Origin of the sequence: Mesorhizobium sp. M0910 (assembly GCF_040319465.1) — a bacterium.
In the GTDB taxonomy this organism is placed as follows: domain Bacteria; phylum Pseudomonadota; class Alphaproteobacteria; order Rhizobiales; family Rhizobiaceae; genus Mesorhizobium.
Map to the genome: position 1 here is coordinate 516,840 of NZ_JAMYNZ010000002.1, position 13,119 is coordinate 529,958.

At 62.9% G+C, this 13,119-nt stretch carries 12 protein-coding genes and 1 pseudogene; 5 read left to right on the forward strand and 8 right to left on the reverse strand.

Features of this window, described 5'->3' with window-relative positions; translation table 11 throughout:
* Nucleotides 1-25: 25 nt before the first annotated feature.
* Genes NKH78_RS06435 through NKH78_RS06445 form a run of 3 tightly spaced genes read right to left on the reverse strand, consistent with a single transcriptional unit; the run spans nucleotide 26 to nucleotide 3,881 of the window.
* Entirely contained in the window at nucleotides 26-991 is a 966-nt protein-coding gene (locus tag NKH78_RS06435; protein WP_254815861.1) for a substrate-binding domain-containing protein, read from the reverse strand.
* The gene (locus NKH78_RS06440; protein ID WP_352736705.1) at nucleotides 988-2,301 is read right to left on the reverse strand and encodes an ABC transporter permease; all 1,314 of its coding nucleotides are present in this window, start codon (nucleotides 2,299-2,301) and stop codon (nucleotides 988-990) included. The genes NKH78_RS06435 and NKH78_RS06440 overlap by 4 nt, the downstream gene beginning before the upstream one ends.
* Nucleotides 2,298-3,881 (reverse strand): sugar ABC transporter ATP-binding protein, encoded by a 1,584-nt coding sequence (locus tag NKH78_RS06445; RefSeq protein ID WP_352472367.1) that lies wholly within the window; start codon nucleotides 3,879-3,881, stop codon nucleotides 2,298-2,300. Before NKH78_RS06445 ends, NKH78_RS06440 begins: the two co-directional genes overlap by 4 nt.
* A gap of 217 nt (nucleotides 3,882-4,098) precedes the next feature.
* On the opposite strand from NKH78_RS06445, the gene NKH78_RS06450 reads away from it, so the two are divergent.
* Nucleotides 4,099-5,118, forward strand: coding sequence for a LacI family DNA-binding transcriptional regulator (locus tag NKH78_RS06450; RefSeq protein ID WP_254815864.1), 1,020 nt, complete (start codon nucleotides 4,099-4,101; stop codon nucleotides 5,116-5,118).
* A gap of 248 nt (nucleotides 5,119-5,366) precedes the next feature.
* Nucleotides 5,367-5,990: a L,D-transpeptidase gene (locus NKH78_RS06455; protein ID WP_352736707.1), complete on the forward strand. Its 624-nt coding sequence runs from the start codon at nucleotides 5,367-5,369 to the stop codon at nucleotides 5,988-5,990.
* A gap of 156 nt (nucleotides 5,991-6,146) precedes the next feature.
* Here the strand turns inward: NKH78_RS06455 and NKH78_RS06460 are convergent, their stop codons facing one another.
* From NKH78_RS06460 to NKH78_RS06470, 3 genes are all read right to left on the reverse strand, one after another.
* A complete protein-coding gene (locus tag NKH78_RS06460) occupies nucleotides 6,147-7,148 on the reverse strand; it encodes an LLM class flavin-dependent oxidoreductase (protein WP_352736709.1) in 1,002 nt (333 codons plus the stop codon).
* A gap of 157 nt (nucleotides 7,149-7,305) precedes the next feature.
* The gene (locus NKH78_RS06465; RefSeq protein ID WP_352736710.1) at nucleotides 7,306-8,466 is read right to left on the reverse strand and encodes an AI-2E family transporter; all 1,161 of its coding nucleotides are present in this window, start codon (nucleotides 8,464-8,466) and stop codon (nucleotides 7,306-7,308) included.
* A 133-nt stretch (nucleotides 8,467-8,599) separates the two neighbouring features.
* Nucleotides 8,600-9,661, reverse strand: coding sequence for an LLM class flavin-dependent oxidoreductase (locus NKH78_RS06470; RefSeq protein WP_352736712.1), 1,062 nt, complete (start codon nucleotides 9,659-9,661; stop codon nucleotides 8,600-8,602).
* Between the two features lie 230 nt (nucleotides 9,662-9,891).
* Between NKH78_RS06470 and NKH78_RS06475 the strand changes: the two genes are divergently transcribed.
* Nucleotides 9,892-10,320, forward strand: coding sequence for a DUF6481 family protein (locus NKH78_RS06475; RefSeq protein ID WP_023718183.1), 429 nt, complete (start codon nucleotides 9,892-9,894; stop codon nucleotides 10,318-10,320).
* Nucleotides 10,321-10,402: 82 nt separating this feature from the next.
* Here NKH78_RS06475 and sugE read toward each other — a convergent pair.
* Nucleotides 10,403-10,718: pseudogene (sugE, locus tag NKH78_RS06480) on the reverse strand (quaternary ammonium compound efflux SMR transporter SugE).
* Nucleotides 10,719-10,872: 154 nt separating this feature from the next.
* Nucleotides 10,873-10,998 carry a hypothetical protein gene (locus NKH78_RS06485; RefSeq protein ID WP_013528464.1) on the reverse strand — a complete coding sequence of 42 codons (126 nt, stop codon included), beginning with the start codon at nucleotides 10,996-10,998 and terminating at the stop codon, nucleotides 10,873-10,875.
* Nucleotides 10,999-11,213: 215 nt separating this feature from the next.
* Between NKH78_RS06485 and NKH78_RS06490 the strand changes: the two genes are divergently transcribed.
* Together NKH78_RS06490 and NKH78_RS06495 are read left to right on the forward strand one after the other, a co-directional pair.
* Nucleotides 11,214-12,023: a transglutaminase-like domain-containing protein gene (locus NKH78_RS06490; RefSeq protein ID WP_254815869.1), complete on the forward strand. Its 810-nt coding sequence runs from the start codon at nucleotides 11,214-11,216 to the stop codon at nucleotides 12,021-12,023.
* A 122-nt stretch (nucleotides 12,024-12,145) separates the two neighbouring features.
* Entirely contained in the window at nucleotides 12,146-13,111 is a 966-nt protein-coding gene (locus NKH78_RS06495; RefSeq protein WP_352477025.1) for a cation diffusion facilitator family transporter, read from the forward strand.
* Nucleotides 13,112-13,119: the final 8 nt, after the last annotated feature.

Here is a 13,119-nt window from a genome sequence, read left to right on the forward strand (position 1 = left end):
GAACGCCCGGCAGGAAAGCCTCGTCTCAGAGGCCGTTGTCCTTCAGGATCTGGGCGGCATTTTCCTTGGTGATCTTCTGCGTCGGCAGGGTGATGGTCTTTTCCACCTTCTCCCCGTTCAGGAACTTGATCGCCTGCCGCAGCCCTTCGGCGCCCGGCGTCACATAAGTGAACGTCGCCGTCAGCTCGCCATTGGCGACCAGCTGCACGCCTTCATTGGGCAGGCCGTCGATGCCGATGAACTTGATGTCCTTCTCACGTCCGACGTCCTTGGCGGCAAGATAGGCGCCATAGGCCATCGGATCATTATGGCCGTAGACGAGATCGATCTTCTCGTTGTTGCGCAACGCGGTCGCCATGATGTTGTAGGCCTGGTCCTGCTTCCAGTCGCCCGACTGCTGGTCGAGCAGGTATTTTATGCCCGGCTCCTTGTCGGTGAATTCATGGAAGCCGTCATGGCGATCGTGTGCCGGCTGGGTGCCCATGCCGCCCCAGATCTCGACGACGTTGCCGGCGGCCTTGCCCTTGCCGCCAAGCAGCTCGACGGCATATTCACCGGCAGCCCGGCCGATCAGCTTGTTGTCGCCACCGACGAACTGCGTGTAGTCATTGGTTTCGACGTTGCGGTCGAGCACGAAGACCGGGATCTTGGCATCGATCGCCTGCTGCACGACACCGGTCAGACCGGCGGATTCCTTCGGCGATACCAAGAGCGCATCGACCTCCTGACGGATCAGGTTCTCGACGTCGGCCACCTGCTTCTCGGTCTTGTCCTCGCCGTCGGTGATGATCAGTTCGACTTCCGGATGCTTGGCCGCTTCGGCCAGGATGTCCTTGTTGAACTGAGCCCGCCAGGGTTCGATGGTCGTCACCTGCGAGAAGCCGATCTTCCACTTCTTGTCCTGCGCATGGGCGCCGCCGGCAAGCATGGCGGTCGTGGTCAGGAGTGCCGCTGTCAGCCCGGCGAGCTTCAACAATTCACGTCGTTTCATTTCTTGTTTCCTCCAATATTCAGAGACGCGGTCTCTTGCGACGGCCGCTTTGCCGCGACCGTTTCCTTGTGCGCTTGCCCACCGGGCAGCCGCAGATAGAAGAGAAGATCACCGGCATTGCGCTCCTGTACGAGCACGGTACCGATGATGATCATCCCCTTCAGCACCAGCTGAAGGTTCGAATTGATGTTGTGCAGCTGCAGGATGTTGGAGAGCAGCCCGAAGATCAGCACGCCGCAGAACGTCCCGGTGAGGCTGCCGCGTCCGCCCATCAGGCTGGTGCCGCCGATGACCACGGCGGCAATCGCGTCGAGCTCCAGGCCGGCGCCGGCGTCCGGCTTGCCTTGCCGGTACTGCGCGACATAGAGCACCGCCGCGATGCCGGCCAGCAGCCCTGACACGGCATAGGTGGCGATCTTCACGCGGCCTGCGGCGATGCCCGACAGCCGCGCCGCCTCCTCATTGCCGCCGATTGCATAGACATAGCGGCCGAACGGGGTGAAGCGCAGCACGGCGCCGTAGATCAGGATGGCGCCGAGGAAGAAGAGGCCCGGCATCGGGATCACGCCGAATACCAGCGAGCGCAGCATTTCGAAATCGGCCGTGGCGTTCGAGCCGGTATAGACCGGCAGCACCGCATTGTTCTGGCCGGCTGTCAGCCGGGCGATGCCGAGCGCAGTAACCATCATCGCCAGCGTCACGATGAAGGGCTGCAGCCGCCCCGCGACGATGATGAAGCCGTTGAGCGCGCCGAACAGCAGGCCGACGCAAGGCGCCACCAGCAGCACGCCGAGCACGCCGAATTTTGAGCCTACCTGCGGCAGCAGGAACCACAGCACCAGACTGCACAGGATCACCCCGACAATGCCGGGTGTCACCAGCCCGCGAACGCTGTCCAACCTGATGTCGTGCGTGGCCTGCGCGCCGGCGCGGGATTTTTCGATGTTCAGCAGGATGAAACGAGTGACGAGAATGCCGAGGCAAAGGGCTGCCAGGGCAACTGTCGGCACCCCCAGCACCACCGCCGGCGTCACGCCGGGGACCGTCAGCAGCATGGCACAGACGACCGTGCAGATAGCCATCAGCGAGCCGACGGAAAGGTCGATACCGCCGGTGATGATCACCGCAGTCATGCCGGTGGCAATCAGCCCGGTGGTCGACACCTGGCGCAGCACGTCGAGCAGGTTGCCGTAGGACAGGAAGATGTTGTTGCCCTTGGAGCTGATCGGCGAGCCGAGCACGCCGATCAGGAAGATGGCGATCAGGCCCCAATAGAGCTTCGTCCGGGACAGGATATGCAAAATGCTCATGCGGCAGGCCTCGTCATCGTCCGTCGCGGCGCCGCAAGCCGCATGATGGCCTCCTCGCTGGCTTGCGCGCGGGACAGGATTCCCGTCTGGCGGCCGTCGGCCATGACGAGGATACGGTCGGAAAGATGCAGCAGTTCCGGCAATTCCGAGCTGATGACGGCGATCGCCAGCCCGTCTCGCGCCAGCTTGAAGATGAGATCGTAGATTTCCCGCTTGGCACCGACATCGATGCCGCGTGTCGGCTCGTCGAGCAGCAGCACCCGCGGCCTCGTCGCTAGCCATTTGCCGATGACGACCTTCTGCTGGTTGCCGCCGGACAGCGTGCCGGCCGGCTGCTCGACGGTCTCGCAGCGAATGCCGAGCGCCTTGACGGCGTCCCGTGCCAGCCCTTGCTCACCGGCCAGCGAGCGCACGCCGAACCGCGCCAGCGCGCCGACCAGCGGCAGCGCGACATTGTCGGTGATCGAGGCCTCGAGATGCAGGCCTTGCGTCTTGCGGTCTTCCGTGACCAGGGCGATGCCGAGCCGGCGCGCATCGCGCGGCGAACGGATTTCTACTGCCTCGCCATCGAGCCTGATCTCACCGCCGGCACGTCCGCCGCTGGACCCGAAGATGGTTTCCAGGATTTCGGTACGGCCCGAGCCCAGCAGCCCGCCGATACCGAGGATTTCTCCTGCGGCAAGATCGAAGCTGACGCCGTCGAGCACGGTGCGCCAACCATGGCGATTGGGCTTCGACAACGACAGCTCGCTTACGGACAGGACCGTGTTGCCACCGGGGATGCGGTGCTCCTGGGAGGAAGCAAGCAGGTTTCGCCCGACCATCGCCGAAATTATGGCGTCTTCGTCGAGCTTGTCCATCACCCGCGTCAGGACGTGGCGTCCATCGCGAAACACGGTGACGCGGCTGGCCAGATGCATGACCTCGTCGATGCGGTGCGAAATGTAGACGATCGCCACGCCGCTGTCGGCGAGCTGGCGGATGATGCGGAACAGCCGCTGGCATTCGGCCGGCGAAAGCGCCGAGGTCGGCTCGTCCATGATCAGAATGCGCGCCGACATCGACAGCGCCTTGGCGATCTCGACCAGCTGCTGTTCGCCGACGCGCAAGGCACCGACGCGCGCATCCGGGTCGAGCTCGATGCCGAGCCTTTGCAAGAGCGCGCCGGCAGCGCGGCTGCTCGCCTTGCGGTCGACGATCAGCCCGGCGATCAGCTTCTCGCGGCCGAGAAAGATATTGTCGGCGACGCTAAGTTCGGGAACGAGGTTCAGCTCCTGGTGGATGATGGCGATGCCGGCGCGCTCGGCTTCGCGGACGCCGGCAAAGCGCACCGGATGGCCATCGATACTGACCGTTCCGTTATAGTCCGTATAGACGCCGGACAGGATCTTCATCAGCGTCGACTTGCCGGCGCCGTTCTCGCCCATCAGCGCATGGACCTCGCCGCGCCGCAGTTCGAAGCCGACATCGACAAGCGCGGCGATACCGCCGAAGGACTTGGAGATGTGCTCGGCGCTCAGCACGATCGCCGAGCCGTCCGCCACAACGCCTTGCGCAGGGATGGAATTGCCGTGCTGCATGATAAGGACGGCCTCCCTCCGTCGTCACCGAACACCTCAAACGCTAATCTAAACGTTTCGATCATGTCAAGGCAATATCTGGAGCCTGAGATTGTTCCATTTCAATTCTTGCGCAAAATCATAAGATTCCGTACGTATTGCTACCGTGGAGTGGTGAAACGTTTCGAAAATGACAGCGTCAGGACGAAAAAAGCAGCGCAAATTCACTGCTCCGACCATGCTTCACGTGGCCGAGGCCGCGCGTGTTTCCGTGGCCACCGTGTCGGCGCTGATCAACGGCACCGCGACCGTCAGCCCCGAGCTCAGCCAGCGCATCGAACAGGCGATCCGCGACATCGGCTACAAGCGCAACGCCATTGCCCGCAGCCTGAAGATGGGCACCACACGCACCATCGGGCTCACCGTCCCACACATCACCAACCCGTTCTTCACCGACGTGGTTTCGGTCATCCAGCAGGCTTTCGACAGGGCCGGCTACGCCGTCATGCTGTGCTGCACCGACGAGCACCTGAACACGCAGGACGACCAGATCAGACTGCTGCTCGACCGCATGGTCGACGGACTGATCGTCGCGCGTGTCGGCGACGGCGCGATCCTCAAACGGATTGTCGACGACGCCAACGTGCCGGTCGTGCTGCTCGACCGTGTTTGCCAGGGTGTCGATACCGATGCCGTCGTTCTCGACAATCAGCGCGCGGTGTTCGACGCCATCACCTACCTGATCGATCTCGGCCATCGGCGCATCGGCTACATCTCCGGCTCGTTCGATATCTCGCCGATGCATGACCGCATGGCGGGATACCGCGAGGCCCTCCAGGCCGCCGGCCTGCCGGCCGAACCCGAGCTCGTCCGCTTCGGCAACTTCCATGAAGTCGACGGCTACAACGCCACCATGCAGCTGCTTTCGCTGCACGACCGGCCGAGCGCCATCTTTTCGGCCAACAACCCGATGGTGATCGGCACGATGAAGGCCATTCGCGATATCGGCCTGTCCTGTCCGGAGGATATTTCGGTCGCCTGCTTCGACGACTTTCCGTGGTCGGATGTGTTCCGGCCGCAATTGACCACGGTCGCACAGCCGGTGCAGGCGATTGGCGAACAGGCGGCCAATCTGCTGCTCGACCGGCTCGCCGGAAACAGGGATGCGCCGCCGCGCAAGCTGACGCTCAAGGGACGCCTGATGATCCGCAATTCATGCCGTCCGCTAGGTGCGACTGCGCAGAGCGTCAGCGCGTAGGGCTCCGTTCAGAAACTTTGCAATGCCGGACGGACCAGCGCTCCCTCTGTCCTGCCGACCCGGGCCTTCGCAGCCACTACGGGCGTTCGTCGTTCGAAAACCGAGGAATTGAAGGAGGCGGCGCCGATCGAGCCAAGTGGCCAACGATCAGCCAGCCGACAGTCAGGAAAATCTTGGCAATCGAAGCATGTCGGATTAGGAATATGACGAGATGCGGATGATCGTTCACACGGGCGCCGGCTTGAGTCATGCGCGTGAAATCGATCCTAATCGGGTTGGTTCTTGCTGGGATGGCCGTATTCTTCGGCTGCACCACCGGCGGCGCATTAAAGACTTTCCCCTCGGCCTATGGCGGCCTCACCGACGCCGGTTTTCGCGTTCCGCCGGTTCCGATCTACAAGGTTGACCCAAAGTTCCATCGGCAGACAGTACCTTATGCGACTGAAGAGGCGCCGGGCACCATCATTGTCGATACAGGAGCGAAGTTCCTCTACTACGTGTTGGGAGACGGTCAGGCGCTGCGCTACGGAATCGGCGTTGGCAAGGCGGGCTTCGAGTGGCATGGCACTGCTCACGTTGCGAGGAAGCGCGAATGGCCGGATTGGAGCGCGCCGTCTGCGATGATCGTGCGCGAGCAGAAGCGAGGCCGCATTATACCGGCCCATATGGAGGGCGGACTCATGAACCCGCTTGGGGCGCGGGCGCTCTATCTTTTCAACGAGAAAGGTGACACTGGATATCGCCTGCACGGTAGCCCTGAATGGTGGTCCATCGGCAAAGCTGTGTCGGCGGGCTGCATTCGCCTCATGAACCAGGACATCATCGATCTCTATGACCGCGCCACAATCGGCACCAAGGTGATCGTCGTTTAGTGGACGCCGCGTTTCCCGCAAACGGACGAGCATGACGGATCGAAAACCTCCGCGTAAAACGCGGGAAATGTTCGCTATGTCTTCGCACACCGGTTCGCGATGTTCCCTGCCTAAGGCCGGCCTTGCCCGCAACAGTGGCAAGTGGCGAACCAACTCTCAGGCAGCTTCCGACAGCGATTTGTGAGCGTCGGCCAGGATCTCGAACGAGCGCACCCGCGCCGCATGGTCGAAAATCTGCGCTGTGACCATCAGCTCGTCGGCGCCGGTGCGGCGCACGAAGGCCTCGATGCCTTGCCTGACCGTTTCGGGAGAGCCGACGACGGCGCAGGAAAGCGCTTGGCCGAGCATGGTCTTGGCCATTGGATCGAGGTCGCGCTCATATCCTTCGACCGGCGGCGGCAATCGGCCGGGCCGGCCGGTGCGCAGATTGACGAAGGCCTGCTGCAGCGAGGTGAACAGCAGCCGCGCCTCGGCATCGGAAGAAGCGGCCAAGACGTTGAGGCCGAGCATCACATAAGGCTTGTCGAGCTGCTCCGAAGGCTGGAAACGCGAGCGGTAGATCTCCAGCGCATGATCGAGCTCGGCCGGTGCAAAATGCGAAGCAAAGGCGTAGGGCAGGCCGAGCATGGCGGCAAGCTGCGCGCCGTAGAGGCTGGAGCCGAGAATCCAGATCGGCACCTTTTCGCCTTCGCCGGGCACCGCGCGGATGCGTTGGCCGTCTTCGGCCGGCTGGAAGTAACCGATCAGCTCGACGACGTCCTGCGGGAAATTGTCGGCGCCAGCGTCGAGGTTGCGGCGCAGCGCCCGTGCCGTGGCCATGTCGGTGCCGGGCGCCCGCCCGAGGCCGAGATCGATGCGACCAGGATGCAGAGCATTGAGCGTGCCGAATTGCTCGGCGATGACCAGCGGCGAATGATTGGGCAGCATGATGCCGCCAGCGCCGACGCGTATCGTGTTGGTGCCGCCGGCCACATGGGCGATGACCACCGAGGTGGCGGCGCTGGCGATGCCCGGCATATTGTGATGCTCTGCCAGCCAATAGCGCCGGTAACCCAGCCGCTCGGCATGGCGGGCGAGATCGAGCGAATTGGCGAGTGACTGCGAAGCGTTGCTGCCTTCGACGATCGGCGACAGGTCGAGAACGGAAAGAGCGGTCATCGGCGCGGGTTTCCTGTGGGCCGAACGGATGTAGGAAGCCGTTGCCGAGGCGGCAAATTCAAAATGTTGATTGAGCACTGCGGCACAACGGACGTGCGACCGATGCAAGGTCGTTGATCTGCACACTAATCAATGACGCGCTTAGCCTTTTACGCCGCTACTTTTTCGCCTCGTGAATTTCTTCGTCCTCGATCACCGCCGTATGCTGCGCCGCGAGGAAATTGCCGACATGACTGAGGCCGTCGAAATGATCGCAGAACACCTTGATGACGACCAGCAGCGGCACCGCCAGCAACGCGCCGACGAAACCCCACAGCCACGACCAGAAGGCGATGGCGATGAGGATCGCCACTGCGTTGATCTCGAGACGGCGGCCGACCACCGTCGGCGTCACGAACTGGCCTTCGACGACATCGCACATAAGGACGAAGGCCGGTGCCAGCAGCGCATAGGAAATCGTGTCGAAGCTGATCAGCGCGATGATCGTGACCAGCGTGATGGTGGTCAGCGCCCCGATATAAGGCAGGAAATTGAGCAGAGCCGCTGCCGCGCCCCAGACCTGCGCGTTGGGCACGCCGAGCGCCCAAAGGCCGAGCCCGATGACAATGCCGAGACATGTATTGATGACCGTGACGGTAAGCAGATAATGCGAGATTTCACGTTCGACGTCGTAGACGACGCGCAGCGCCCGCTTCTTTTCGCTGAGACTGGGGAAGGACTGGACGATCTTTTCATAGAACATCGTGCCCGAGGCGAGCAGGAACAGCGACAGGACGAAGACGATGGTAACGCTGACGCCAGCCGACAGCACATTGCCGGCCGCCTGCGAGAGAATACCGGATGGCGCCATCGCTACCCTCTGAACGCCCGGCTCCTGGGATGTCTGTGTCAGGCCCTCGATCTGGCGCGAAATCTCCACGATCCGTTCGAACGGACGGCGCAGTTGTGCCAGACGTTCGGTAAGCTGCTGGCCGATCGTCGAGGTGTTGTTGATGAGGTCGATGACCGGGCCGCTGAGCAGATATCCCGCGACGGCGACGAGGCAGAACGAAAGCAGCACCAACAGTGTCGCTGAAATGACATCGGGCATGCCATGCTTGCGCAGGAAGCGAACGATCGGCGTCAGCGTCAGCGCCAGCAGGAAAGCCAGAATGACCGGCATGAAGAAGGCGCGCGCGAAGTAAAGCGCGTAGATCGCCATGAGAATGAAGATGCCGACGAGCAGCGAACGCATCAGATGCGCATCCGCCCGCGCCTCGACGCGCGGATCCGGGCTTTCGGCAGCGCTTGCGCCCGAAGCGTCGGGTTCGGCTTTCATTCTGACCCTCGGCGGCACACCGCGATTGGTGCAGACCGTTGGCGAAAACGCCTCTGTCGCTTCAAGGTTCCGTTAGCTGGCGTCACCGGCAAGGCCGCCTCGCGGCCTTGGCAATGAATCAGGTGACCGGGAATCAGGCAACCGGCGCCGCCACGGCGGGAACGGCCTTCGCAGTTTCCCGGCGCACGATCGGCGCCACTTTGGTGCCGTAGAGTTCGATGGCCTTCATCACCTTGGCGTGCGGCATGGTGCCGATCGCCATTTGCAGCAGGAAGCGGTCGTTGCCGAATATTCTGTGCTGGGCAATGATCTTCTCGGCCACCTGTTCTGGATTGCCGACGAACAGCGCGCCGTTTGGGCGGCGCGATTGGTCGAAATGCGCCCGCGATGTCGGCCCCCAGCCGCGCTCGCGGCCGATGCGGTTCATCACCTCGGCCTGCGGCGCGTAAAAATCGTCGGCTGCCTGGTCCGTGGTGTCGGCAATGAAGCCGTGGACGTTGAGACTGGTGGCAAGGCTTGCCGGATCGTTGCCGGCGCGCCTGGCTGCATCCCTGTAGATGTCGAACAGCGGTGCGAACCGCGCCGGCTCGCCACCGATGATCGCCAGTGCCAGCGGCAACCCGAGCACGCCGGCGCGGGCGACGGATTGCGGTGTTCCACCGACGGCGATCCAGATCGGCAATTTGTCCTGCAAGGGCCGCGGGTAGACGCCGCGGTCGTTGATCGGCGCGCGCAGACTGCCCGACCAGGTCACCTTGACATGATCGCGGATGGCGAGCAGCAGGTCGAGCTTCTCGGCGAAGAGCTCGTCATAATCTTCGAGATTGTAGCCGAACAGCGGAAAGGACTCGATGAACGAGCCGCGCCCGGCCATGATCTCGGCACGGCCGCCGGACAGAAGATCGAGGGTGGCAAACTGCTGGAAGACGCGCACCGGATCGTCGGAGGACAGCACGGTGACAGCGCTGGTCAGCCTTATGCGCTTGGTCCGTTCGGCCGCCGCCGCCAGCGCCACCACCGGAGCCGAGGCAGCATAGTCGGGACGGTGGTGCTCGCCGAGACCAAAGACGTCCAGCCCGACCTGGTCGGCGAGCTCGATCTCCTCGATCAGGTTGCGCAACCGCTCATGCGCACCGATCGCACCGGGACCTGGTTCCGGGCTGACGTCGGCGAAGGTGTAGAGACCGAGTTCCATAGTGTGTCATCTCAGCGTTTTGTCTTGGCGCTACACGTAGCGATCAGTCCGCCGCCCCGCCAGATGCCTGGATGGTGAACAGTGCGGGTGCCTTTCAGCCGAATTCAATCGAAATGGCGTCTCCCGGCTGCAACAGATCAGAATTTCATGGCTGGCATACCGTTTTGGCGCTTGAACTCTCGGTTTTCGCGCGTATGTAAGCCTCGCAAATTGACTTCAGGGAAGTGGACTTGGCTATCTATAGGGAAAAAGACGTTTTCGAGCGGCGCAATGCCGCAAACGAGGCAAAGAAGGCGCTTCTGGAGCGCTTCAAGGCAAAGCCGGCGGCAGATGATCCAGCGGTGCTGGCACGACAGGCCGAGCGCAAGGCGATCCTCGAGGCCCGCGCGATACGCGAGGCCGAAAAGGCCAGGCTGAAGCAGGAAAAGCTGGCGCGCGAAGCGGCCGAAAAGGCCGAGCGCGAGGCAGCTGCCGAAGCGGCACGCATCGCCGCGGAAGAAGCCGCACAGGCCGAAGCGAAGATCCGGGAAGCTGAAGAGAACGAGCGCATCGCCCGTTTTCTTGCCGACGAGGCCGAACGCAAGGCCAAGCGTGACGCACGCTATGCCGCGCGCAAGCAGCGCACCGGCAGGACGCCGCCCGGCTTCTCCGCGCGATAGCGCCTTCCGGCACTGATCAGCCGAATTCAAGAATCAGGGCCGCCTTGCAGCGGCCCCGAACGCGTTCGTCTGTCAGAATCGGCTAAGCCGCGAGCTTCAGTCCCATGATGCCGCAGACGATTAGCGCGATGCAGGCCAGCCTGATCGCCGTCGCTGGCTCGCCGAGCAGCCATATCCCCCAACAGCGCCGTGCCGAAGGTGCCGTTGCCGGTCCACACCGCGTAAGCGGTGCCGACCGGCAACGCCTTCAGCGCCAGGCCGAGCAAGGTCAGGCTGACGATCATCGAGGCTATCGTCAGGACGGTCGGCAGCGGCTTCGAGAATCCGTCGGTGTATTTAAGGCCGATCGCCCAGCCGATCTCGAACAGTCCGGCGAACAACAGGAAAATCCACGACATCGGAACGCTCCGTTTCGATGGCATCCGGCCGATTTCTTGAAAAGCGCAAAAATTGCCTTCGCCGCATCCATAGGGGATGCGCGTGAGCTTAATGAACAATCATACCGGCCGCGTTTGCGGCCGGTCGAAATAAGCCGAAACGGTAGCTGCGGCCCTACTTGTCCTTCAGCTTCATCGCCTTCACCGGCGGTGCCTTCAGGGCCGGCGCCGGAGCGGGTTTCTTCGCGTCCTTCTTCGGCTTGCGGGCTTCCTTGCCTGCCTTCATCGCACCCTTAGCCATGATTCGTTCCTCCAGTTGATGTCTGGCGAAGTGAAACAAGAGAAAACGCTCGACTGCAAGAGGCCGCTGCCGGGCAGTCGCCCTGGCCGATGGCTGTCAACCGGTTTCTAATTCCCTCGTAAACCGCAGTGGTCCGTGCCATGGTCTTCTTCGCACTGCAGCATCAGCCCTCGCGTTTCGCCGGCTGATGATCAGGCAGGCCGGTCAGGACGACAATGCGGATCCACATCGGTTGCCAGATGAGCTTCGACTTCCCGCAGGAAACACCGCTGATCGCGATGCTAAATGTCCATTATTCGCGCGCATCCGATCTTGAGCGGCCGGACTTCCTGACGTCGAACCCGCCGGTGCCGATCGAGAGCTACCGCGACAGTTTCGGCAATTGGTGCAACCGTCTCGTTGCGCCGGCCGGGCGCTTTGCCTTCGGCACCGACGCGGTCATCCGCGACCCCGGCTCCTTCGAGACGCGTGAGCTGACGGCGTGGCAGCACGAGGTGCGCGATCTGCCGTCGGAGACGCTGCTGTTCCTGCTGCCCAGCCGTTATTGCGAGAGCGACGTGCTGTCGAACGAAGCGTGGCGGCTGTTCGGCAGCACCCCGCTCGGCATTCCGCGCGTTCAGGCGGTCTGCGACTTCGTCCATAACCACATCGTCTTCAACTATTTCAATGCACGGCCGACGCGCACCGCCGCCGAGGCCTATCGCGAGCAGAGTGGTGTGTGCCGCGACTTTGCTCACCTCGCTGTTGCCTTCTGCCGCGCCCTGAATATTCCAACCCGCTACTGCACCGGCTATATCAGTGACATCGGCCTGCCAAAGCCGTGGTCGGACATGGATTTCGCCGCCTGGATGGAGGTCTATCTCGGCGGCCGCTGGCACGCGTTCGACCCGCGCAACAACGCGCCGCGCATCGGCCGCATCCTGATTGCCTCCGGACGCGATGCCGCCGATGTGCCGCTGACCCACATTTTCGGGCCGGGCGCGCTGGCTGGCTTCAAGGTCTGGACGGACGAGGTCGTCGAATAGCCCCGCGCCGGCCTTTTGGACAACTGACCTTGTGAACAACTCGGCGCTTCAGGCGTTGTGAGAGCTGTGGAGCGTGGGCGGACGCTCCGCCAATCTCGGTGCATCAACCAAGGCAGCACACCGTGGCGGCGCATGGCGGGTCGAAAAAAGTGATCTATGCGGCGCTCGCCGGAAATCTTGCGATCGCACTGACCAAATTCGCCGCTGCCTTGTTCACGGGCAGCTCGGCAATGCTCTCGGAAGGCGTCCACTCGCTCGTCGATACCGGCAATGGCAGCCTGCTGCTTTACGGCATGCACCGTGCCGCGCGCCCGGCCGACCGTACGCATCCGCTCGGCCATGGCCGCGAGCTGTACTTCTGGAGCTTCATCGTTGCGCTCCTCGTCTTTGCACTGGGCGCCGGCATATCGTTCTACGAAGGCGTGACGCACATCATGACGCCGGAGCCGATTGCCAACGCCAAGGTGAACTACGCTGTCCTTGGCCTTTCCTTCCTCTTCGAAGGCACCTCTTGGCTGGTGGCGCTGAAGGAGTTCCGCCATCAAAAAGGCAGCCACGGCTGGCTCGAGGCGGTGCAGCTCAGCAAGGATCCGAGCGTCTACACCGTACTCTTCGAGGACAGCGCGGCACTTCTCGGCCTCGTTGTCGCCTTCGCCGGCATATCGGCGGCGGAACTGCTGGACATGCCGAAGCTCGACGGCGCCGCGTCGATCGGCATCGCGCTGATCCTGGGCGCAACCGCGATCTTCCTGGCGCGCGAAAGCAAAAGCCTGCTGCTCGGCGAGCCGGCTTCGCCCGAGGTGCAAATGAAAGTATTGGACATCGTCCAGCAGGACCCGGCGGTGCAGCGGGCGAATGGCGCGCTGACGCTGCATATGGGTCCGCAGGAGATCGTCGCCGCTCTGAGCATCGAGTTCGAGGACCACTTGTCGGCGCCCGAGATAGAGACCTGCGTCGAACGCCTCGAGACGCGGCTGAAAGCGGAGATGCCGGAGGTGACGCGGCTGTTCGTCAAGCCTCAGACCACCGGCACCTGGGAACGCCGGAGCAAGGCCTTGGCGGGGGCATCCGGACAAGAACCGGCCTAAGGAAAATG